The organism is Pseudomonas sp. SP16.1, from assembly GCF_052682975.1.
In genome coordinates this window covers 3,434,129-3,456,431 of record NZ_JBQYFZ010000001.1, presented here as the reverse complement: position 1 = coordinate 3,456,431, position 22,303 = coordinate 3,434,129, and the positions used below count along the sequence as shown (strand labels likewise).

General features: G+C 66.9%; 21 protein-coding genes. 9 read left to right on the top strand and 12 right to left on the bottom strand.

All coding sequences use genetic code 11. From position 1 onward, the window contains the following. Window positions 1-41: 41 nt before the first annotated feature. The 6 genes from ACUTAF_RS16525 to gatC all read right to left on the bottom strand — a co-directional run bounded on the left by ACUTAF_RS16525 (window position 42) and on the right by gatC (window position 5,440). Entirely contained in the window at window positions 42-425 is a 384-nt protein-coding gene (locus tag ACUTAF_RS16525) for a carboxymuconolactone decarboxylase family protein (protein ID WP_445580980.1), read from the bottom strand. Between the two features lie 2 nt (window positions 426-427). Further along, window positions 428-1,522, bottom strand: a complete 1,095-nt coding sequence (locus tag ACUTAF_RS16520; protein WP_445580979.1) for a calcium/sodium antiporter — start codon at window positions 1,520-1,522, stop codon at window positions 428-430. Window positions 1,523-1,615: 93 nt separating this feature from the next. Next, window positions 1,616-2,044: a septal ring lytic transglycosylase RlpA family protein gene (locus ACUTAF_RS16515; protein ID WP_445580978.1), complete on the bottom strand. Its 429-nt coding sequence runs from the start codon at window positions 2,042-2,044 to the stop codon at window positions 1,616-1,618. Between the two features lie 75 nt (window positions 2,045-2,119). Then, complete coding sequence (gatB, locus tag ACUTAF_RS16510) at window positions 2,120-3,568, bottom strand: Asp-tRNA(Asn)/Glu-tRNA(Gln) amidotransferase subunit GatB (protein WP_445580977.1); 1,449 nt, start codon at window positions 3,566-3,568, stop codon at window positions 2,120-2,122. Between the two features lie 117 nt (window positions 3,569-3,685). Next, window positions 3,686-5,137 carry an Asp-tRNA(Asn)/Glu-tRNA(Gln) amidotransferase subunit GatA gene (gene gatA / locus ACUTAF_RS16505; protein ID WP_445580976.1) on the bottom strand — a complete coding sequence of 484 codons (1,452 nt, stop codon included), beginning with the start codon at window positions 5,135-5,137 and terminating at the stop codon, window positions 3,686-3,688. A 15-nt stretch (window positions 5,138-5,152) separates the two neighbouring features. Next, on the bottom strand, window positions 5,153-5,440 hold the full coding sequence (gene gatC / locus ACUTAF_RS16500; RefSeq protein ID WP_445580975.1) for an Asp-tRNA(Asn)/Glu-tRNA(Gln) amidotransferase subunit GatC: 288 nt from the start codon (window positions 5,438-5,440) through the stop codon (window positions 5,153-5,155). Window positions 5,441-5,642: 202 nt separating this feature from the next. On the opposite strand from gatC, the gene mreB reads away from it, so the two are divergent. From mreB to tldD, 8 genes are all read left to right on the top strand, one after another. Then, window positions 5,643-6,680 (top strand): rod shape-determining protein MreB, encoded by a 1,038-nt coding sequence (mreB, locus tag ACUTAF_RS16495; RefSeq protein WP_397486415.1) that lies wholly within the window; start codon window positions 5,643-5,645, stop codon window positions 6,678-6,680. Window positions 6,681-6,877: 197 nt separating this feature from the next. Further along, complete coding sequence (gene mreC / locus ACUTAF_RS16490; protein ID WP_445580974.1) at window positions 6,878-7,816, top strand: rod shape-determining protein MreC; 939 nt, start codon at window positions 6,878-6,880, stop codon at window positions 7,814-7,816. Then, a complete protein-coding gene (mreD, locus tag ACUTAF_RS16485) occupies window positions 7,816-8,304 on the top strand; it encodes a rod shape-determining protein MreD (protein ID WP_445580973.1) in 489 nt (162 codons plus the stop codon). The genes mreC and mreD overlap by 1 nt, the downstream gene beginning before the upstream one ends. Window positions 8,305-8,351: 47 nt before the next feature. Beyond that, a complete protein-coding gene (locus tag ACUTAF_RS16480) occupies window positions 8,352-8,948 on the top strand; it encodes a Maf family protein (RefSeq protein WP_445580972.1) in 597 nt (198 codons plus the stop codon). A gap of 54 nt (window positions 8,949-9,002) precedes the next feature. Further along, complete coding sequence (rng, locus tag ACUTAF_RS16475) at window positions 9,003-10,460, top strand: ribonuclease G (RefSeq protein WP_445580971.1); 1,458 nt, start codon at window positions 9,003-9,005, stop codon at window positions 10,458-10,460. A gap of 17 nt (window positions 10,461-10,477) precedes the next feature. Beyond that, window positions 10,478-14,284, top strand: coding sequence for a YhdP family protein (locus tag ACUTAF_RS16470; RefSeq protein ID WP_445580970.1), 3,807 nt, complete (start codon window positions 10,478-10,480; stop codon window positions 14,282-14,284). A gap of 52 nt (window positions 14,285-14,336) precedes the next feature. Next, window positions 14,337-15,185: a carbon-nitrogen hydrolase family protein gene (locus ACUTAF_RS16465; RefSeq protein ID WP_445580969.1), complete on the top strand. Its 849-nt coding sequence runs from the start codon at window positions 14,337-14,339 to the stop codon at window positions 15,183-15,185. A 2-nt stretch (window positions 15,186-15,187) separates the two neighbouring features. After that, the gene (gene tldD, locus ACUTAF_RS16460) at window positions 15,188-16,645 is read left to right on the top strand and encodes a metalloprotease TldD (RefSeq protein WP_445580968.1); all 1,458 of its coding nucleotides are present in this window, start codon (window positions 15,188-15,190) and stop codon (window positions 16,643-16,645) included. Window positions 16,646-16,720: 75 nt separating this feature from the next. On the opposite strand, the gene yjgA is transcribed toward tldD, so the two are convergent. Then, window positions 16,721-17,239, bottom strand: a complete 519-nt coding sequence (gene yjgA / locus ACUTAF_RS16455) for a ribosome biogenesis factor YjgA (protein WP_445580967.1) — start codon at window positions 17,237-17,239, stop codon at window positions 16,721-16,723. Window positions 17,240-17,375: 136 nt separating this feature from the next. Here yjgA and pmbA point away from each other — a divergent pair, with 136 nt between their 5' ends. Further along, a complete protein-coding gene (gene pmbA, locus ACUTAF_RS16450; RefSeq protein WP_445580966.1) occupies window positions 17,376-18,722 on the top strand; it encodes a metalloprotease PmbA in 1,347 nt (448 codons plus the stop codon). Between the two features lie 55 nt (window positions 18,723-18,777). Here the strand turns inward: pmbA and ACUTAF_RS16445 are convergent, their stop codons facing one another. From ACUTAF_RS16445 to ACUTAF_RS16425, 5 genes are all read right to left on the bottom strand, one after another. Beyond that, complete coding sequence (locus tag ACUTAF_RS16445; protein ID WP_445580965.1) at window positions 18,778-19,050, bottom strand: HPr family phosphocarrier protein; 273 nt, start codon at window positions 19,048-19,050, stop codon at window positions 18,778-18,780. A 14-nt stretch (window positions 19,051-19,064) separates the two neighbouring features. Beyond that, on the bottom strand, window positions 19,065-19,922 hold the full coding sequence (gene rapZ, locus ACUTAF_RS16440) for an RNase adapter RapZ (protein ID WP_445580964.1): 858 nt from the start codon (window positions 19,920-19,922) through the stop codon (window positions 19,065-19,067). 2 nt (window positions 19,923-19,924) lie between these two features. Further along, complete coding sequence (gene ptsN, locus ACUTAF_RS16435; protein ID WP_445580963.1) at window positions 19,925-20,389, bottom strand: PTS IIA-like nitrogen regulatory protein PtsN; 465 nt, start codon at window positions 20,387-20,389, stop codon at window positions 19,925-19,927. Window positions 20,390-20,401: 12 nt separating this feature from the next. Continuing rightward, complete coding sequence (gene hpf / locus ACUTAF_RS16430; RefSeq protein WP_445580962.1) at window positions 20,402-20,710, bottom strand: ribosome hibernation-promoting factor, HPF/YfiA family; 309 nt, start codon at window positions 20,708-20,710, stop codon at window positions 20,402-20,404. Window positions 20,711-20,808: 98 nt separating this feature from the next. Next, window positions 20,809-22,302, bottom strand: coding sequence for an RNA polymerase factor sigma-54 (locus tag ACUTAF_RS16425; protein ID WP_445580961.1), 1,494 nt, complete (start codon window positions 22,300-22,302; stop codon window positions 20,809-20,811). Window position 22,303 lies beyond the last annotated feature (1 nt).

Sequence of the window (22,303 nt, the reverse complement as noted above, 5' to 3'; positions counted from 1 at the left end):
GCCGGCTTGCCGGCGATTAGCGGATCGCCGGCAAGCCGCTCCTACGAGGCGTTGCGCTGGTACTCGTCGATCACTTCCTGCGCCGCGCGGAAGGCGTCGAGGCTCGCCGGCACGCCGGCGTAGACCGCGCAATGCAGCAGGGTTTCGCGGATTTCCTCCACCGTGCAGCCGTTGTTCAGCGCGCCGCGCACGTGGCCCTTGAGCTCCTGCGGGCATTTCAGCGCGGTCAGCGCGGCCAGGGTGATCAGGCTGCGGGTGGCGCGCGGCAGGCCGTCGCGGGTCCAGACACCGCCCCAGGCGTGCTGGTTGACGAAGTCCTGCAGCGGCTGGGTGAACTCGGTGGCATTGCCCAGGGCGCGGTCGACGAAGGCGTCGCCCATCACTTCGCGGCGCACCTTGAGGCCCTGTTCGTGCTTGTCGCTCATGCTCAGATCTCCTGCCCACGTTGTTTGTGCCAGGCGCGCGCGGCAATGATCGCCAGGGTCACGGCGGTCAGCGGCAGCACGTAGCCGATCATCGCCTCGCCGAAGGTCTGGGCGAACGGCCGGCCGGTGGCGAACAGCACCAGGTAGCCGGTGTAGGCCGCGTAGTAGGCGAGGAACAGCGCGCCTTCCCAGCGGTTGATGCGATAGCCGACGAAGAAGATCGGCAGGCAGGCCACGGCCACCGCGATCATCACCGGGAAGTCGAATGCCAGGGCATTGGGCGACACCGCAATCGCCGTCGGCGCCACCAGCGAGGCCAGGCCCAGCACGCAGAGCAGATTGAAGATGTTGCTGCCGACTATGTTGCCCACGGCGATATCGCGTTCACCCCTGAAGGCGGCGATGATCGAGGTGGCCAGCTCCGGCAGCGAGGTGCCAACGGCGATCACCGTCAGGCCGATCACCAGTTCGGACAAGCCGAGGGCACGGGCCAGGGTCACGGCGCCTTCGACCAGCAGGTTGGAGCCACCCACCAGCAGCGCCAGGCCGACGATCACCAGGCCGAGGTTGATGGCCCAGGCATAGGGCTTGGCCGGCTCGTGCAGGCCGAATTCCTTGGCGAACTCGTCGTCTTCGCCGCCCTTGTCCCGGCGGCTGCTGATGACCAGGAAGGTGGTGTAGGCCACCACCGCGCTGAACAGCAGCGCCCCGTCCAGTCGGCTCAGTTCGCCGTCCCAGGCCAGGGCGAAGGTCACCAGGCTGGCGCCGATCATCAGCGGCACGTCGAGGCGGATCAGCTGGCGCGAGACGATCAGCGGCGCGACCAGCGCGGTCAGGCCGAGAATCAGCAGGACGTTGGCGATGTTGCTGCCGACCACGTTGCCGATGGCCAGGTCGCCGCTGCCGTTCCACGCCGATTGCACGCTCACCGCGGTTTCCGGCGCGCTGGTGCCGAAGGCCACCACGGTCAGGCCGATCACCAGGGGCGGAATGCCAAACTGGGCGGCCAGCTTGGCGGCGCCGCGTACCAGCACCTCGGCGCCGGCGACCAGCAGCACCAGGCCGGCGATCAGGTAGACGTAGGTCATCATTGTCATTGCAGGAAGGCTCCGAAAAAAAGTGCGGCTAGTGTAGCGATGGCGATTCGCCGCGCCAGTGGGGCAGGGAGGCGATTTGTTACCAGTCCTGTTTCAGTCCAGCGGCTCGAGTCGTACCGGCACCACCCCGGCGCGCAGCATGTCGAGCTGCTGCGCCGCGCGGCGCGACAGGTCGATCACGCGTCCGCGCACGAAGGGGCCGCGGTCGTTGATGCGCACCACTACGCTGCGGCCGTTGTTCAGATTGGTCACCTTGACCCGGCTGCCGAACGGCAGGCTGCGGTGCGCGGCGGTCAGCGCATGCTGGTCGAAGCGCTCGCCGCTGGCGGTCTTGCGCCCGTGATGGCGGTCGCCGTAGTAGGAGGCCTTGCCGGTTTCGCTGGGGCCACCGCCATCGCCGCCGCCGAGGGTCGAGCAGCCGGTCAGGACCGCGAGCAGACCGAGCAGCAGGCCGGTACGAAGCCCGGATGCAATCCGGGGCCAGGAATACTTCCGGATTGCATCCGGGCTAGGGTCGTACATTCCTTGGTTCTCCAGGCAAACGAACGCCGGGCAAGCCCGGCGTCGTTGCAGCGGCGGTAGGCGAGCCGGTCCGGCTCAGCCTTCGAGCTTCTTCTTCAGCAGTTCGTTCACTTGCCCCGGGTTGGCCTTGCCTTTCGAGGCCTTCATGGCCTGGCCGACGAAGAAGCCGAACATCTTGCCGCGCTTGGCTTCGTCGCTGGCGCGGTACTGCTCGACCTGCTCGGCATTGGCGGCCAGCACCTCGTCGAGCATCTTCTCGATGGCGCCCGAGTCGGTGACCTGCTTGAGGCCCTTGCTCTCGATGATTTCATCGGCTGTTGCACCTTCGCCTGCGGCCAGGGCCTCGAACACCATCTTGGCGATCTTGCCGCTGATGGTGTTGTCCTTGATGCGCAGGATCATGCCGCCCAGCTGTTCGGCGGAGACTGGCGACTGCTCGATCTCCAGGCCTTCCTTGTTGAGCAGGCTGGACAGCTCGCCCATCACCCAGTTGGCGGCCAGCTTGGCGTCGCCGCACACGGCATTGACCGCCTCGAAGTAGTCGGCCATCTCGCGGCTGGCGGCGAGCACCGTGGCGTCGTAGGTGGACAGGCCGAACTGGCTCTCGAAACGCTCGCGCTTCTGCACCGGCAACTCCGGCAGGCTGGCGCGCACCTCGTCGAGGAAGCTCTGCTCGATCACCACCGGCAGCAGATCCGGGCAGGGGAAGTAGCGGTAGTCGTTGGCCTCTTCCTTGCTGCGCATGGAGCGCGTCTGGTCTTTGTTCGGGTCGTACAGGCGGGTTTCCTGCACCACCTGGCCGCCATCCTCGATCAGTTCGATCTGCCGCTGCACCTCATGGTTGATGGCCTTTTCGATGAAGCGGAACGAGTTGACGTTCTTGATCTCGGCGCGGGTGCCGAACTCGGCCTGGCCCTTGGGCCGCACCGAAACGTTGCAGTCGCAGCGCAGCGAGCCTTCGGCCATATTGCCGTCGCAGATGCCGAGGTAGCGAACGAGCGCGTGGATCGCCTTGACGTAGGCCACGGCTTCCTTGGCGCTGCGGATATCCGGCTCGGAAACGATCTCCAGCAGCGGCGTGCCGGCGCGGTTGAGGTCGATGCCGCTCATGCCGTGGAAGTCTTCGTGCAGGCTCTTGCCGGCGTCCTCTTCCAGGTGCGCGCGGGTGATGCCGATACGCTTGACGCTGCCGTCTTCCAAGGTGATGTCGAGATGGCCCTTGCCAACGATGGGATGCTCCATCTGGCTGGTCTGGTAGCCCTTGGGCAGGTCCGGGTAGAAGTAGTTCTTACGGGCGAAGACGTTCTGCGGCGCAATATGCGCGTCGATCGCCAGGCCGAACTTCACCGCCATGCGCACCGCCTCGGCGTTGAGCACAGGCAAGGTGCCGGGCATGCCGAGGTCGATCAGGCTGGCCTGGGTGTTGGGCTCGGCGCCGAAGCTGGTGGCGCTGGCCGAGAAGATCTTCGATTGGGTGCTGAGCTGAGCGTGGATCTCGAGCCCGATGACTGTTTCCCATTGCATCTTTAGTGTTCCTCGAATGCGTTGCAAACGGCTGCCGCCTCTTGATCCGTAGGAGCCCGCCTGCGGGCGATCCATTCATCGCCCGCAAGCGGGCTCCTACAGGGGCGGGCCTTTGCCTCAGAAGCCATTGGGCGCTTGTTTGTGCCAGTCGCTGACCTGCTGGTACTGGTGCGCGACATTCAGCAATCGGCCTTCCTGGAAATAGTTGCCGAGCAGCTGCACGCCCACCGGCAGGCCTTCGACGAAGCCGGCCGGCATCGACAGGCCGGGGACGCCGGCGAGGTTGGCGGTGATGGTGTAGATGTCTTCCAGGTAGGCGGACACCGGGTCGGCGTTCTTCTCGCCGAGCTTCCAGGCCAGATTCGGCGTGGTCGGACCGAGGATCAGGTCGACGTCCTTGAAGGCCGCGACGAAGTCGTTCTTGATCAGGCGGCGGATTTGCTGCGCCTTGATGTAGTAGGCGTCGTAGTAACCGGCCGACAGCGCGTAGGTGCCGACCATGATGCGGCGTTTGACCTCGGCGCCGAAGCCTTCGCCACGCGAGCGCTTGTACAGGTCTTCGAGGTTGACCGGGTTCTCGCAGCGGTAGCCGAAGCGTACGCCGTCGAAACGCGACAGGTTGGAGCTGGCCTCGGCCGGCGCGATCACGTAGTAGGCGGGAATCGCGTGCTGCATGTTCGGCAGCGAGATGTCCTTGACCGTGGCGCCTAGCTTCTTCAGCTCCTCGACCACGGCCAGCACCTTCTCGCCGATGCGCGCGTCGAGGCCGGCGCCGAAGTATTCCTTGGGCAGGCCGATGCGCAGGCCGGAAAGCGGCTGACTCAGCGCCGCCAGGTAGTCGTCGACCGGCTGCTCGACGCAGGTGCTGTCCTTGGCATCGAAGCCGGCCATGGCGCCGAGCAGCAGCGCGCAATCCTCGGCGGTGCGGGCCAGCGGGCCGCCCTGATCGAGGCTGGAGGCGTAGGCGATCATGCCCCAGCGCGAGACGCGGCCGTAGGTCGGCTTGATCCCGGTGAGGTTGGTCAGCGCGGCCGGCTGGCGGATCGAGCCGCCGGTATCGGTGCCGGTGGCGGCCGGCAGCAGGCGCGCGGCCACGGCGGCGGCGGAGCCGCCGCTCGATCCACCCGGTACGCGGGTCGGGTCCCAGGGGTTCTTCACCGCACCGTAGTGGCTGGATTCGTTGGCCGAGCCCATGGCGAACTCGTCCATGTTCAGCTTGCCGAGGGTCACGGCGCCGGCGGCGGCGAGTTTTTCCACCACGGTGGCGTCGTAGGGCGCCTTGAAACCGGTGAGGATCTTCGAGCCGCAGCTGGTCAGCACGTTCCTGGTGCAGAACAGGTCCTTGTGGCCGATCGGCGCGCCGAGCAGGGCGCCGTTCTCGCCGGCGGCGCGGCGCGCGTCGGCGGCCTTGGCCTGGTCGATGGCGAGGTCTTCGGTGACGGTGATAAAGCTGTTGAGCTGCGGGTCGAGCTGCGCGATGCGCGCCAGCAGGCTGCGACTCAGCTCTTCGGCAGAGAACTCTTTGGCGGCGAGTGCGCGGGCGATCTCGGCCAGGGTCAATTGATGCATGTCGGGCCCTTTCCTTTATTCGATGACTTTCGGCACGAGGTACAGGCCGTTTTCCACAGCCGGAGCGATGGCCTGGTAGGCGTCGCGCTGGTTGCTCTCGCCGACCACATCGGGGCGCAGGCGCTGGGTGGCTTCCAGCGGATGGGCCAGGGGCTCGATGCCCTGGGTGTCGACCGCCTGCATCTGGTCGATCAGGCCGAGAATGTTGTTCAGGGTCGCGGTGGTTTGCGGAATATCGCTCTCATCGAGGCCGAGTCGGGCCAGATGGGCGATTTTTTCCACCTCGGAGCGTTCAAGCGCCATGGGGGGTCTCCAGTGGAAGTGTGAACGGGGTCATAGGCAGGGAACGGATGTCGCAAGCCGCTGGTCAAAGGCCGCGCTGAAGCGGGCGCAAGGCCCGGAAAAACAGGCAATCTACCATATCGGCGCCTTGCTCAAAATCCCCGCCGTTGTTAGAGTTTGCCGCACTTTTTTACCCACGCGTTGCCCCAGGGTCCCTTTCCCCATGTTCAAGAAACTGCGTGGCATGTTTTCCAGCGATCTTTCGATCGACCTGGGCACTGCCAATACCCTTATTTATGTGCGCGAACGCGGCATCGTGCTGAACGAGCCTTCCGTGGTCGCCATTCGTACCCACGGTAACCAGAAAAGTGTCGTCGCCGTCGGCTCCGAGGCCAAGCGCATGCTCGGCCGTACCCCGGGCAACATCGCCGCCATCCGCCCGATGAAGGATGGCGTCATCGCCGATTTCAGCGTCTGCGAGAAGATGCTGCAGTACTTCATCAACAAGGTGCACGAGAACAGCTTCCTGCAGCCCTCGCCGCGCGTGCTGATCTGCGTGCCGTGCAAGTCGACCCAGGTCGAGCGCCGCGCCATCCGTGAATCGGCCCTGGGCGCCGGTGCCCGTGAAGTGTTCCTGATCGAAGAACCCATGGCCGCGGCCATCGGCGCCGGCCTGCCGGTGGAAGAAGCCCGTGGCTCGATGGTCGTCGATATCGGTGGCGGCACCACCGAGATCGCCCTGATCTCGCTGAACGGCGTGGTCTACGCCGAGTCCGTGCGGGTCGGCGGCGACCGCTTCGACGAAGCCATCATCACCTATGTGCGCCGCAACTACGGCTCGCTGATCGGCGAATCCACCGCCGAGCGCATCAAGCAGGAAATCGGCACCGCCTACCCGGGCGGCGAGATCCGCGAAGTCGACGTGCGTGGCCGCAACCTGGCCGAGGGCGTGCCGCGCAGCTTCACCCTCAATTCCAACGAAGTGCTCGAGGCGCTGCAGGAGTCCCTGGCGACCATCGTCCAGGCGGTCAAGAGCGCCCTGGAGCAATCGCCGCCCGAACTGGCCTCGGATATCGCCGAGCGCGGCCTGGTGCTGACCGGCGGCGGCGCGCTGCTGCGCGACCTGGACAAGCTGCTGGCGCAGGAAACCGGCCTGCCGGTGATAGTCGCCGAAGACCCGCTGACCTGCGTCGCCCGTGGCGGCGGCAAGGCGCTGGAGATGATGGACCGCCACACCATGGACCTGCTGTCCTCGGAGTAATCCGACGCCCCAGCCCGGTTCGCCGTGCCGCCTCCGGGCGGCACGCGCATGTTCAAGCACTGCAGTACACTCGCCCCATTTGCCGGATCGGTTTGCCTTTCGCATGAACTCGCGCGTCTTGCGCCCTCGCGGCGCCCAAGGAGCCGGCCATTAAGCCGCTCTTCGCCAAGGGCCCTTCGCTGGGCATCCGCCTGCTGGTGCTGGCCGTGCTGTCGGCCGTGCTGATGGTGGTCGACGCCCGCTTCGAGGCGCTCAAGCCGGTGCGCAGCCAGCTGGGCCTGGTACTGACGCCGTTCTACTGGCTGGCCGACCTGCCGGTGCGCGTCTGGGACGGCGCCACCCAGCAGATTTCCACCCGCAGCGAACTGATGGCCGAGAACGAGAAGCTCAAGGCCGAGGCCCTGCTGCTGCAGCGTCGCCTGCAGAAGCTGGCCGCGCTGACCGAGCAGAACGTACGTCTGCGCGAACTGCTCAACTCGGCGGCGCTGGTGGACGAGGAGGTGCTGGTCGGCGAGCTGATCGGCGTCGACCCCAACCCCTACACCCACCGCATCCTGATCGACAAGGGCGAGAAGGACGGCGTGTTCCTCGGTCAGCCGGTGCTCGACGCCCGCGGGCTGATGGGCCAGGTGGTCGAGATCATGCCCTACACTGCCCGCGTGCTGCTGCTCACCGATACCACCCACAGCATTCCGGTGCAGGTCAACCGCAACGGCCTGCGCGCCATCGCCGTCGGCACCGGCAACCCGGAGCGCCTGGAGCTGCGTCACGTGGCCGACACCGCGGACATCAAGGAGGGCGACCTGCTGGTCAGCTCCGGCATGGGCCAGCGCTTCCCCGCCGGCTACCCGGTGGCCACGGTCAAGGAAGTGATCCACGACTCCGGCCAACCCTTTGCCATCGTCCGCGCCGTGCCCACCGCCGCGCTCAATCGCAGCCGCTACCTGTTGCTGGTGTTCTCCGACCGGCGCACCCCCGAGCAGCGTGCCAACGATTCGGCCGAGGCCCAGGAAGCCGCCGACCGCCAGGCCGAGCAGACGCGCGCGGAAGATGCTGCACCGGCCGCCGAGGCGCAGCCTGGTGCGGCGAGCGAACCGGCCGCTGCGGCGCCAGCGGCTGCACAGGAGGTGAACTGATGGTCGGCGTGCAACCGCGCAACGGCTGGGTGATCTGGCTCAGCCTGGCCTTCGGCCTGCTGCTCAGTGTCTCGCCGTTGCCGGAGTTCATGCAGATCGGCCGGCCGCTGTGGGTGGCGCTGGTGCTGACCTATTGGGTGCTGGCGCTGCCGCATCGAGTCGGCATGACCACCGCCTGGGTGCTCGGTCTGGCTCAGGACGTGCTGTTCGGTGCGCTGCTCGGGCAGAACGCGCTGATCCTGACCCTGATCACCTTCCTGGTGCTGAGCCTGCATCAGCGTCTGCGCATGTTCCCCATGTGGCAGCAGAGTACCGTGCTGCTGGTGGTGTTCGGCCTGGCCCAGCTGGTGCAACTGTGGCTCAATGCCCTGACCGGCAGCCGCCCGCCGACCCTGGCCTTCGTCCTGCCGGCGTTGGTCAGCGCGCTGCTCTGGCCCTGGGTCTGCACCATCCTGCGCGGCCTGCATCTGCGCCTTAACGTCAACTGAGCGTGCCAGCCCTGGCCGGTCGCGCCCCGCTCGACAGGGAGAAGTCCATGCCCTCGCTCTACCTGGCCTCCGCCTCGCCCCGCCGTCGCGAGCTGCTGGCGCAGATCGCCGTGCCCTGTGTCACGCAAATCGCATCGATAGACGAAAATCCGTTGCCAGGCGAGCCCGCGGCGGCCTATGTAGAACGTCTGGCGCGGGAGAAGGCGCGTGCCGGCCTGGCCGCATTGCAGGCACCGGGCGATGCCGTGGTGCTCGGCGCCGATACCGCGGTGGTGCTGGACGGACGCATTCTCGGCAAACCGGCGGATTTCGCCGAATGCCGCGCGATGCTGCTGGCGCTGTCGGGGCGCAGCCATCAGGTAATGACCGCGGTGGCGCTGGCCAATGGCGAGCGCGAGGCTGCGCGGGTAGTGGCCAGCGAGGTCAGCTTCCGCATGCTGAGCCAGGACGAGATCGAAGCCTACTGGGCCAGCGGCGAGCCGTGCGACAAAGCCGGCGGCTATGGTATCCAGGGCCTGGCCGCGGTATTCGTCAGCCGCCTCGAGGGCAGCTACTCGGCGGTGGTGGGGTTGCCGCTGTGCGAAACGGCCGAGTTGCTCGGCGAGTTCGGCATCGCCTGCTGGCAGGTGCCGGCGCAGGCTTGAATCAGCTTGACAGCGCGGCCGTAGTCCGGCCGGCATGACCATCGGGATGGATGCATGAGCGAAGAGATTCTGATCAATATCACGCCGATGGAATCGCGCGTGGCGGTGGTGGAAAACGGCGTGCTGCAGGAAGTGCACGTCGAGCGCACGCAGAAGCGCGGCATTGTCGGCAATATCTACAAGGGCAAGGTGGTGCGCGTGCTGCCGGGCATGCAGGCGGCGTTCGTCGACATCGGCCTGGAGCGCGCGGCCTTCATCCACGCCTCGGAAATCTCCACCCGCGAGGGCTCGGCGGTCGAACCGATCAGCGCCCTGGTGCATGAGGGCCAGAGCCTCGTGGTGCAGGTCACCAAGGACCCGATCGCCAGTAAGGGCGCGCGCCTGACCACCCAGCTGTCGATCCCCTCCCGCTACCTGGTGTACATGCCGCGCACCAGCCATGTCGGCATCTCGCTGAAGATCGAGGAAGAGGCCGAGCGCGACCGCCTCAAACAGGTGGTGGCCGACTGTGTGGCGGCCGAGGGCATCGAGGAGGCCGGCGGTTTCATCCTGCGCACCGCGGCCGAGGGCGCCGGCGCCGACGAGATCCTCATCGACATCCGCTATCTGCGCCGCCTGTGGGACCAGATCGCCGCGCAGATTCAGAGCGCCAAGGCGCCGATGGTGATCTACGAGGACCTGTCGCTGGCCCTGCGCACCCTGCGCGACCTGGTCAGCCCGCGCACCGAGAAGATCCGCGTCGATTCGCGCGAGACCTTCCAGAAGATCACCCAGTTCGTCGCCGAGCTGATGCCGGAGATCGCCGACCGTCTCGAGCACTACCCCGGCGAGCGGCCGATCTTCGACCTGTACGGCGTCGAGGACGAGATCCAGCGCGCCCTGGAGCGCAAGGTGCCGCTCAAGTCCGGCGGCTACCTGATCGTCGACCCGGCGGAGGCGATGAGCACCATCGACGTCAATACCGGCGCCTTCGTCGGCCATCGCACGCTGGAAGAGACCATCTTCAAGACCAACCTCGAGGCGGCCACGGCCATCGCCCGCCAGCTGCGCCTGCGCAACCTGGGCGGGATCATCATCATCGACTTCATCGACATGGAGGACGAGGAGCACCAGCGTCAGGTGCTGCGTACCCTGGAGAAGCAGCTCGAGCGCGACCACGCCAAGACCAATATCATCGGCATCACCGAGCTGGGACTGGTGCAGATGACCCGCAAGCGCACCCGCGAGAGTCTCGAGCAGATCCTCTGCGAACCATGCAGCGCCTGCCAGGGCCGCGGCAAGCTGAAAACCCCGGAGACCATCTGCTACGAGATCTTCCGCGAGATCCTGCGTGAGGCGCGTGCCTATCAGGCCGAGGGCTATCGGGTACTGGCCAACCAGAAGGTGGTCGACCGCCTGCTCGACGAGGAGTCGGGCAACGTCGCCGATCTGGAGGCCTTCATCGGCCGGACCATCAAGTTCCAGGTGGAGACCATCTATTCCCAGGAACAGTACGATGTGGTGCTGCTCTGACTGTGGGCACCGCTGAGGTGAACCGTCTGGCGCGTCTGCTGATGGCCCTGCTGCGCTGGACGCTGGGCGTCTGCGCGGCGCTGCTGGTGCTGGCGGCACTGTATGTCAGCCTGGGCCGCGAGCTGGTGCCCTGGGTCGCCGAGTACCGTCTCGAGCTGGAAGATCGTGCCAGCGCCACACTCGGCGTGCCGGTGCGCATCGGCGCGCTGGAAGGGCAATGGCAGGGCTTCGCCCCCATGCTCCTGGCGCGCGACGTGCAAGTCGGCGACGGCGAGCAGCGCCTGTTGCTGGATCGCGTGCGGGTGCAGCCGGACATGCTGGCCAGCCTGCTGGCGCGCCGGGCCCGCATCGGCCATCTGCAGCTGACCGGCTTGCAACTGCACGTGCAGCAGCAGGACGACGGCAGCTGGCGTCTGCAGGGCCTGCCTGACGGGCCGCAGGGCGGGCGTGCCGACGTCGCCGAGCTGTTGCAGCGTCTGCGTGTGGTGCAGCGGCTGAGCCTGGTGGACAGCCAGGTAGTGCTGCAGGCCGCCGGCCAGGAGCCGCTGAAGCTCAGCTACCTCAACCTCAGCCTGCGCTACGGCGCCACCAGCCAGCGCCTCGATGCCCGCGTGCTGCTGCCCGACGGCAAACCGCTGAGCCTGCAGCTGCGCACCCGCATGCAGCCGCAGCAATGGCGGCAGACCCAGGCCGAGCTCTATCTGAGCCTGCCGCAGAGCGACTGGGCCGCCTGGCTGCCGCCGCGATTGACCGCCGGCTGGCACCTGCTGCGCCTGCAGGCTGGCGGCGAGCTATGGCTGAGCACGCGCGGCGACCGGCTGCAGCGCGGCGCGCTGCGCCTGCATGCGCCGCAAGCGGTTGCCAGCTACGCCGAACGTGAAGCCGTGACCCTGGACGATCTGGCCTTCAACGCCTATTTCCAGCGCGGCGCCGAGGGCGTGCAGGTGGTGCTCGATTCCCTGGCCCTCAGCCATGGCCAGCGGCGCATCGGCGAGTCGCGGCTGGCCTTGCGTCAGCAGCTCGCCGAGAGCGGCGAGCAGCGCTGGCAACTGAGCGTCGATCGCGTCGACCTGGCCGACTGGGCGCCACTGGCCGGCGCGCTGGCGCCGATGCCCGAGGCCGCGCAGCAGGCGCTGGCCGGCCTGGCTCCGTTCGGTAGCCTGCACAACGTTCGGCTCGACTATCGGCCGGCGCTGGCGGGGGCCGAGCGCCTGCGATTCGCCGCCGAGTTGCGCAACGTCGGCATGTCCGCCTATCGCGGCGCGCCGGCCGCCGAGAACGCCAGTGGCAGCGTCAGCGGCGACCTGCAGCGGGGCGAGCTGCGCCTGGACAGCGAGGACTTCGCCCTGCATCTGGATCAGCTGTTTCCCCAGCCCTGGCGCTACCGCCATGCCCAGGCGCGGCTGCGCTGGCTATGGAACGAGGACGGCCTGACGCTGGCCAGCCCCTATATGCGCCTGGACGGCGAGGAGGGGCAGATCGCCGGCGACATGCTGATCCGACTGCGCCGCGATGCCGCGGCCGAGGACTACATGGACCTGCGGGTCGGCCTGCGCGACGGCGATGCGCTGTACACCGAAAAATACCTGCCGACCCGCTCGCCGGGCATGAGTGACGAGTTGAGCCACTGGCTGCAGACCGCGATTCGCGGTGGCAGGATCGAGGAGGGCTACTTCCAGTACCAGGGCTCGTTGAACAAGGGCGCGGCCAGGGAGGCGCGCAGCCTCAGCCTGTTCTTCCAGGTCGAGGATGCCGAACTGGCCTTCCAGCCGGGCTGGCCGTCGTTGCGCGAAGGCAACGCCGAGGTGCTGATCGAGGACGATGCGGTGCGCGTGCGCCTGCAGAGCGGGCGCCTGCTGAACAGTCAGGTCAAGGATGTCACGGCCGACATTGCCCTGCTGCACGATGGCCGGCCACCGCGGCTGAAGCTGGAGGGCGAGGTGAGCAGCAGCCTGGGCGACGCTCTCAAACTGTTGCAGGAAGCGCCGCTGGGCACCGCCGAGGTATTTGCCGGCTGGCAGGGCCAAGGCCCACTGGCCGGGCGCCTGCAACTGGATATTCCGCTGAGCAAGGGCCAGCCCCCCGGCGTGGTGGTGGACTTCGCCACCGAGGGCGCCAGCCTCGAACTGGCCACGCCCGCCTTGCAGCTGAGCCAGATCCAGGGCGCGTTCCGTTTCAACAGCGCCAGCGGCCTCAGCGCGCCGGACGTGCGCGCTCGGCTGTTCGGCCATCCGCTGCGCGGCAAGATCAGCGCCGAAGGCGCGCGGACGCTGTTCGATGTGCGCGGCCAGGCTGAGGTCGAGACCCTGCGGCGCTGGCTCGGCGTATCCCAGACCCTGCCGCTGAGTGGTCTGCTGCCCTATCGCCTGCGCCTTACCCTCGATGGCGACGACAGCCAGTTGCGCGTCGACTCCAACCTCAAAGGCGTGGCCATCGACCTGCCGCCGCCGTTCGCCAAGACCGCCGCCCAGGAGCGCTATGCCGACTGGCGCATGACCCTGGCCGGCGACGAACGACGTTACTGGCTGGACTATCAGGGGCTGCTCAGCCTGGCTTTCGCCGCGCCGCCCGGGGAACCGAACCAGGGGCGCGGCGAACTGATGCTCGGCGGCGAGCCGGCGCGCCTGCCCACCAGCCAGGGCCTACGCCTGCGCGGCCGGCTCAGCGAGTTGGACTGGGAGGCCTGGCAACAGGTGCGTCAGCGCCATGCCGTGGAGGTCGGCGCCGACGACCGGCGTCTGCTCAAGGACGTCCAGCTGCATGTCGAGCGCCTGCGTGGTTTCGGCAGCGAGGTGCAGGATCTGCAGCTGGGGTTGACGCGGGAGGGACAGGCCTGGGCCCTGCGCCTGGACAGCGAGCCGGCGGCCGGCCGCGTGCTGCTGGCCGATGCGGCCGACACGCCGATTCGCGTCGATCTCGACTACCTGCGCCTGCCGCCTGCCGATCCGGATAGGCCGGCCGATGCGCCCGACCCGCTGGCCTCCTTCGATCCGCGGCAGATTCCGGCGCTGGACCTACGTATCGACCGCCTGCAACGCGGCGACAGGACGCTCGGCAGCTGGTCGCTGAAGGCGCGGCCGGAGCCGGACGGGGTGCGCTTCGACGAACTGGATCTGGACCTGCAGGGCCTCAGGATCGGCGGCAGCGCCGGCTGGCGTGGCGCACCGGGGGCCACCCGCAGCTGGTACAAGGGCAGCATGCAGGGCGAGGACCTGGGCAAGGTTCTGTTGGCCTGGGGCTTCGCCCCCAGCGTCACCAGCGAGCGTTTTCGCGTCGATGTCGATGGTAATTGGCCCGGCTCGCCGGCCTGGCTTTCGCTCAAGCGCTTCTCTGGCCGCCTCGAGCCCTCGCTGCGCAAGGGCCAGTTCGTCGAGGTGCAGGGGTCGGCGCAGGCGCTGCGGGTGTTCGGTCTGCTCAACTTCAACTCCATCGGCCGCCGCCTGCGCCTGGATTTCTCCGACCTGCTCGGCAAGGGACTGAGTTACGATCGGGTCAAGGGTGTGCTGCAGGCCGATGACGGCGTGTTCGCCACGCGCGAGCCGATCGCCCTGAGCGGTCCTTCGAGCAATCTGGAGCTCGACGGTAATCTCGACATGCGCAATGAGCGGATCGATGCCAAGCTGCTGGTAACGTTGCCGGTAACCAACAACCTGCCGTTGGCGGCGCTGATCGTCGGCGCGCCGGCCGTCGGTGGCGCGCTGTTCGTGGTCGACAAGCTGCTCGGCGACCGGGTGGCGCGTTTTGCCAGCGTGCAGTACGACGTCAAGGGACCGATGCAGAATCCGCAGATCACCTTCGACAAGCCCTTCGAGAAACCCAGGTGAGCCGCGGCTCGGTTCCGGGCGCCGTGTTTCCTCGGCCGATAAAGGGGGTGCGATGACCTTTGCCGTTATCCAGATGGTCAGCCAGGACGACGTGCTGGCCAACCTGAGCCGGGCTCGTCGACTGCTGGAGCGGGCGGCGAACGATGGTGCGCGTCTGGTGGTGTTGCCGGAGAATTTCGCCGCCATGGGCCGCCGCGACCTGATCGCGCTCGGCCGCGCCGAGGCGCTGGGCCAGGGGCCGATCCTGCCTTGGCTGCAACGCACCGCCCTCGACTTGCGCCTGTGGATAGTGGCCGGCACTCTGCCGCTGCCGCCGGACGATGCGCCCGAGGCCAAGCCGCGCGCCTGTTCGTTGCTGTTCGACGAGCACGGCCAGCGGGTCGCGCGCTACGACAAGCTGCACCTGTTCGATGTCGAGGTGGCCGACAACCGCGGCAGCTACCGCGAGTCGGACGATTTCGCCCCCGGCGAACGCTTGGTGGTTGCCGATACTCCAATTGGTCGTATGGGCATGACGGTCTGTTATGACCTGCGCTTCCCCGAGCTGTACGGCGCGCTGCGCCAGGCCGGGGCCGAGCTGATCAGCGTGCCGGCGGCCTTTACCGCGGTGACCGGCGGCGCCCACTGGCAGGTACTGACCCGCGCCCGCGCCATCGAGACCCAGTGCTACCTGTTGGCGGCGGGGCAGGGTGGCGAGCATCCCGGGCCGCGACAGACTTTCGGCCACTCGGCCATCGTCGACCCCTGGGGCCGCGTGCTGGCCGAGTGCGCGCAGGGTGAGGCGGTGTTGCTGGCGAGCCGCGACGTCGCCGAGCAGCAGGCCATTCGTCAACGCATGCCGGTGCAGACGCACCGCCGAATTTTTTCATCGGACGTGCCGCGTCCGATCGCAGTGGAGTGACCATGAACCAGATGCTGAAGTCCGTCAGCGAGCACCTGCTCGCGCCCGGCAACCTCACCCTCGACAGCCTCTCCGCGGTATTGGGCGAGGTCGCAGGTCCGGGCATCGGTGCCGCCGATCTGTATTTCCAGAGCCAGGTCTCGGAGAGCTGGGTGCTGGAGGACGGCATCGTCAAGGAAGGCAGTTTCAACCTCGACGAAGGAGTCGGCGTGCGCGCCCAGTCCGGTGAGAAGACCGGCTTCGCCTACAGCAATGCCATCACCCGTGACGCTCTGAGTCAGGCGGCGCGCGCCGCCCGTTCGATCTCCCGGGCCGGCCAGCAGGGCCGCGTGCAGGCGTTCGTCAGCCCGCAGGCCAGCGCCCTGTATGCGCCGGACAACCCGCTGGAGGTGCTCGGCCGTGCCGAGAAGGTCGAGTTGCTGCAGCGTATCGATCGCGCCACCCGCGCCCTCGACGCGCGTATCAAGCAGGTCAGCGTGAGCCTGGCCGGCGTCTGGGAGCGGGTGCTGGTCGCCGCCCACGACGGCAGCCTGAGCGCCGACGTGCGCCCGCTGGTGCGTTTCAACGTCAGCGTGATCGTCGAGCACAATGGCCGTCGCGAGCGGGGCGGCCATGGTGGCGGTGGGCGCACCGACTACCGCTATTTCCTGGAGAGAACCGCGGGCGGCGAGGAGCGCGCCATGGGCTATGCCCGCGAGGCGCTGCGCCAGGCGCTGGTGAATCTCGAGGCGACCTCCGCGCCGGCCGGGACCCTGCCGGTGGTGATGGGCGCCGGCTGGTCCGGCGTGCTGCTGCACGAGGCGGTCGGCCACGGTCTGGAGGGCGACTTCAATCGCAAGGGCAGTTCGGCCTATAGTGGCCGGATCGGCGAGAAAGTGGCCTCCAGTCTGTGCACCATAGTCGACGACGGCACCCTGCCGGGGCGGCGCGGCTCGCTCAGCGTCGACGACGAAGGCACGCCGACCCAGTGCACCACGCTGATCGAGAACGGCGTGCTCAAGGGCTATATGCAGGACAAGCTGAACGCCCGCCTGATGGGCGTGGCGGTCACCGGCAACGGTCGGCGCGAGTCGTACGCGCACCTGCCGATGCCGCGCATGACCAATACCTACATGCTGGCCGGGCAGAGCGATCCGGAGGAGATCATCCGGTCGGTGAAGAAGGGCATCTATTGCGCCAACCTCGGCGGCGGCCAGGTGGACATCACCAGCGGCAAGTTCGTCTTCTCCACCAGCGAGGCCTATCTGATCGAGGACGGCAAGATCACCGCGCCGGTCAAGGGCGCGACCCTGATCGGCAACGGTCCGGAGGCCATGGGACGGGTTTCCATGGTCGGCAACGACCTGGCCCTGGACAGCGGCGTCGGCACCTGCGGCAAGGATGGCCAGTCGGTGCCGGTGGGCGTTGGCCAGCCGACCCTGAAGATCGATGCGATCACGGTCGGTGGAACCGGCGCGTAGATCCTAGGGTGCGCCGTGCGCTCCTGGGTGAGCGGAGAGGGGAGTGCCTGGCAGGCGCCAGACATGCGCTGGGAGTCAACGCAGGCCGCGTTCCACTTCGTCCAGCTCGCGGATGTACTTGAACACCTTGCGCGCCGCGGCTGGCGGTTTGTTGTGCGCCGCCTCGTGCTGGGCATGGCGGATCAGCCCGCGCAGGTGCTGGCGGTCGGCGTCCGGATACTGGCCGATGAAGTCTTCCAGGGCTGCGTCGCCACCGGCGATCAGGCGGTCGCGCCAACGTTCCAGGGCATGGAAGCGCTCGTTGTATTCCCGGGTGGAGCTGTCCACCTGGTCGATCAGGGCAAGGATCGCCTCGATATCCTGGTCGCGCATCAGCTTGCCGATGAACTGGATATGGCGTTTGCGCGCGGCATGGGCCACGTGCTTGGGGGCTTCGGCCAGGGCGCGACGCAGGGCGTCGGTCAGCGGCAGCTTGTTCAGCAGGTCCGGCTTGAGCGTGGTCAGGCGCTCGCCGAGGTCCTGCAGGGCGTGCAGTTCGCGTTTGATCTGGGTTTTGCTCTTCTCGAGGGAGAAGTCATCGAAGGAATCAGACATGGGGCGGGTCCAATGGGAAACGCCGCCATGATAGCAGTAGGGGCAGTTTCGAGCCGCAAGCTTCGAGCTGCAGGGACAACCGAACGCACGCGGCAGCGAGTGGGCTGCGTGGGGCTTTATGAGAATCGGAGTGGTTATGAGTGCAACAGACGTGATCGGCCCGCAGGCCCTGCCCGAATTGCAGGCGCAGGTCGAGGAGATTCTCGCCGAGGCCGAGCGCCAGGGCGCCAGCGCCTGCGAGGTGGCGGTATCCGTCGGTCAGGGCCTGTCCACCACGGTGCGTCAGGGCGAAGTGGAAACCGTCGAATTCAACCGCGACCAGGGTTTCGGCATCACCCTCTACGTGGGACAGCGCAAGGGTTCGGCGAGCACCTCTGCGACCGGCAGCGCGGCGATCCGCGAGACCGTGGCGGCTGCCCTGGCGATCGCCAAGCACGCCTCCGAGGATGAGTGCGCGGGCCTCGCCGATGCCGCGCTGATGGCCCGCGAGCTGCCCGAGCTGGATCTCTACCACCCCTGGCCGCTCAGCCCCGAGCAGGCCGTGGAGCGAGCCCTGGCCTGCGAGGCGGCGGCCTTCGCCAGCGACGCGCGGATCAAGAATGCCGACGGCACCAGCCTCAATACTCACCAGGGCTGCCGTGTCTACGGCAACAGCCATGGTTTCATCGGCGGTTACGCCAGCACCCGGCATAGTCTGAGTTGCGTGATGATCGCCGAAGGCCAGGGGCAGATGCAGCGCGACTACTGGTACGACGTCAATCGCCAGGGCGAGCTGCTTGCCGATGCCGCGGATATCGGCCAGCGCGCCGCCCTCAGGGCAGTAAGCCGGCTTGGTGCGCGCCCGGTGCCCACCTGCGAGGTGCCGGTGCTGTTCGCCGCAGAGCTGGCCGGTGGTCTGTTCAGTCATCTGCTGGCGGCGATCTCCGGCGGCAACCTGTACCGCCATGCCTCCTTCCTCGAGGGGGCGCTCGGCCAGCGCCTGCTGCCCGAATGGCTGAGCCTCGACGAACGTCCTCATCTGCCGCGCGAGCTGGGCAGCGCCACCTTCGACGGCGACGGCCTGGCCACCTACGCCAAGCCCTTCGTCGAGAACGGCGAACTGGTCTCCTACGTGCTCGGCACCTACTCCGGGCGCAAGCTGGGCCTACCCAGCACGGCCAACGCCGGCGGCGTGCACAACCTCTACGTCAGTCACGGCGACGAGGACCAGGCGGCACTGCTGCGGCGCATGGGCCGCGGTCTGCTGGTCACTGAACTGATGGGCCAGGGGCTGAACCTGGTCACCGGCGACTATTCGCGCGGCGCCGCCGGCTTCTGGGTGGAGAACGGCGAGATCCAGTTCCCGGTGCAGGAGGTGACCATCGCCGGCAATCTGCGCGACATGTTCCGCCAGATAGTCGCGGTGGGCAGCGACCTGGAACGGCGCGGCAATATCCATACGGGTTCGGTGCTGATCGAGAGGATGACCGTCGCCGGCAGCTGAGGCGCCAAGCAGAAAGGCCACCTTGCGGTGGCCTTTTGCATTCGTGCGGGCGGTGTCATTCGCCTTCTTCGAAGTAGTTCTCGATCAGTCCGACCAGCGCGTCGAGCGCCTCGTGATCCTGCTCGCCCTCGGTGTGCAGATGCACCGGGGTGCCCTTGCCGGCCGCCAGCATCATCACCGCCATGATGCTCTTGCCGTCGACCAGGCTTTCTCTGGAGCGGCCGATGCGCACCTGGCAAGGGTAGGCGCTGGCCACGCCAACGAACTTGGCGGCGGCTCGGGCGTGCAGGCCCAGCTTGTTGATGATGGTGATTTCACGGGCTGGCATCGCGGCAGAGTTCCTTAGCTGAGGTCGCGGTGGCGCACCTGGACGTTCTTCAGCGGCTTTTTCAGCGCCTCGCTGAGGCGATTGGCCAGGTATACCGAGCGATGGTGGCCGCCGGTACAGCCGATGGCGATGGTGACATAGGCGCGGTTGCTGGCGGCGAAGCGCGGCAACCATTTATCCAGATAGGCGAGGATATCCTGATACATCTCCTCGACCTCCGGTTGCGCCGCCAGGTAATCGACCACTGGCTGCTCGAGGCCGGAGAAATCGCGCAGCTCCGGCTTCCAGTACGGGTTGGGCAGGCAGCGGGCGTCGAATACCAGATCGGCATCCACCGGCATGCCGCGCTTGAAGCCGAACGACTCGAAGAGGAAGGCCGTGCCCGGTTCAGGCTGATTGAGCAGGCGTAGCTTGAGGCTATCGCGCAGCTGATAAAGGTTGAGGTGGGTGGTGTCGATCTTCAGGTCGGCGAGATCGACGATGGGCGCCAGCACCTGGGTTTCGTCGGCGATGGCCTCGGCCAGCGAGCGGTGCTCGTCGGTCAGCGGGTGGCGCCGGCGGGTTTCCGAAAAGCGCTTGAGCAGCGTTTCGTCGTCGGCGTCGAGGTAGAGCACATCGCAGTGGATGTTGCGTTGGCGCACCTGCTCCAGCAGCTCGGGGAAGCGCCGCAGATGGCTCTGCAGGTTGCGCGCGTCGATGGATACCGCCACTTGCGGCAGCAGCATCTCGGTGTTGAGCAGGGCGCGTTCCGCCAAGTCTGGCAACAGACCGGCGGGCAGGTTGTCGATGCAGTAGAAACCGTTGTCCTCAAGCACATCGAGGGCGGTGCTCTTGCCCGAGCCGGAGCGGCCGCTGACGATGATCAGGCGCATGTTTATCGACCGTTCTGGATGTCCACGACCACCTGATAGAGATCTTCACCGACCGGGGCCTGGCGCAGGCGTTCGCGCACGTCCTGGCGATCGAGCATGCTGGCGATCTGGCGCAGCAGTTCGAGGTGGGCGTCGGTGGCCGCTTCCGGCACCAGCAGGACGAACAGCAGGTCGACCGGGGCGCCGTCGATGGCGTCGAAGTCCACCGCGCTGTCCAGGCGCAGCACCGCGCTGATCGGCGCGGTGCAGCCGGCCAGGCGGCAGTGGGGAATGGCGATGCCGTTGCCGAAACCGGTGGAGCCGAGTTTCTCGCGGGCGATGAGGCTTTCGAAGATGTCCTGCGCGTCGAGGTCGGGCAGATCGCGCGCCACCAGATTGGCGATCTGCTCGAGCACGCGCTTCTTGCTGCCACCCGGCACGTTCACCAGGGAACGGCCGGGGGTCAGGATGTTTTCAAGTCGGATCATGGATGGGGAATGTCAGCGGGCCGTGGCGCCTTGCAGGCGTTCGAGCTGCTTTTCCTTGTGCTTGATGAGTTGACGGTCGAGTTTGTCGGCCAACAGATCGATGGCGGCGTACATGTCCTGGTGTTCGGCGTTGGCGACGACCTCACCGCCGGCGACGTGCAGAGTGGCTTCGATCTTTTGCTTGAGCTTTTCGACCTCCATGGTCACCTGAACGTTGGTGATCTTGTCGAAGTGGCGTTCCAGTCGGCCCAGTTTCTCGCCGACATAGTCACGCAGGGCGTCGGTCACATCCAGCTGATGTCCACTGATGTTGACTTGCATACCGCTTTCTCCTTGTTGCCTTGTGTAAGAGACGGGTCTTGGGCGACCCGCCACCGGAACACTTTGGCCTGGAAGCCCCCGCTTCCAGCTGATCTGGGTCACATCAGTCGCTTGCGTTCGCTGGAGGGCGCTATGCCGAGGGATTCGCGGTATTTGGCGACCGTCCGACGGGCGACTTGGATGCCTTGTGCCTCCAGTAAACCAGCGATCTTGCTGTCGCTCAACGGCTTTTTCGCGTTTTCTGCGGCGACCAGTTTCTTGATGATGGCGCGGATCGCGGTGGACGAGCATTCGCCGCCTTCGGCGGTGCTGACGTGGCTGGAGAAGAAGTATTTCAGCTCGTAAATGCCGCGCGGGGTGTGCATGAATTTCTGCGTGGTGACCCGCGAGATGGTCGACTCGTGCATGCCCACCGCCTCGGCGATGTCATGCAGGACCAGCGGCTTCATCGCCTCGTCGCCATAGTCGAGGAAACCGCGCTGGTGCTCGACGATCTGCGTGGCGACCTTCATCAGCGTCTCGTTGCGGCTCTGCAGGCTCTTGATGAACCAGCGCGCCTCCTGCAACTGGTTGCGCATGAAGGTGTTGTCGGCACTGGAGTCGGCGCGTTTGACGAAGCCGGCATACTGCGGGTTGACCCGCAGGCGCGGCATGGCCTCCTGGTTCAGCTCCACCAGCCAGCGGTCGTTGTGCTTGCGTACGATGACGTCGGGCACTACGTATTCCGGCTCGCTGGATTCGATCTGCGAGCCGGGACGGGGATTGAGGCGCTGGATCAGTTCGATGACCTGCTTGAGCTCGTCTTCCTTGAGCTTCATGCGCCGCATCAGCTGGGCGTAGTCGCGGCTGCCGAGCAGCTCCAGGTAATCGCCGACCAGGCGCTGGGCCTCGCTCAGCCAGGGCGTGCTCGCCGGCAGCTGGCGCAGTTGCAGCAGCAGGCACTCGCGCAGATCGCGGGCGCCGATGCCGGCCGGCTCGAACTGCTGGATGCGGTGCAGCACCACTTCCACTTCGTCCAGTTCGATGTCCAGTTCGGGGTCGAAGGAGTCGGTGACTTCCTCGAGGGTTTCTTCCAGATAGCCGTCGTTATTGATGCAGTCGATCAGGGTGGCGGCGATCAGCCGGTCCTTGTCCGACATCGGCGCCAGGTTGAGTTGCCAGAGCAGGTGGCTCTGCAGGCTCTCACCGCTGGAGGTGCGGGTGGTGAAGTCCCACTCGTCGTCGTCATTGCTCGGCAGACTGCTGGCGCTGGTCTGGTAGACGTCTTCCCAGGCGGTGTCGACCGGCAGCTCGTTGGGGATGCGCTCGTTCCACTCGCCGTCTTCCAGGTTGTCGACCGTCGGAGCGCTTTCCTGGTAGCTGTCTTCCTTGCTCGGCGTCGGCGCGGCGCTCTCCGCGCCGTCGGCCATGGGATCGCTGTTGTCGAAGTCGTCGCCGTCTTCCTGGCGCTCGAGCATGGGGTTGGACTCCAGTGCCTCCTGGATTTCCTGTTGCAGGTCCAGGGTCGACAGTTGGAGGAGGCGGATAGCCTGTTGCAGCTGCGGCGTCATCGTCAGCTGCTGGCCCATCTTGAGGACTAGCGATGGTTTCATT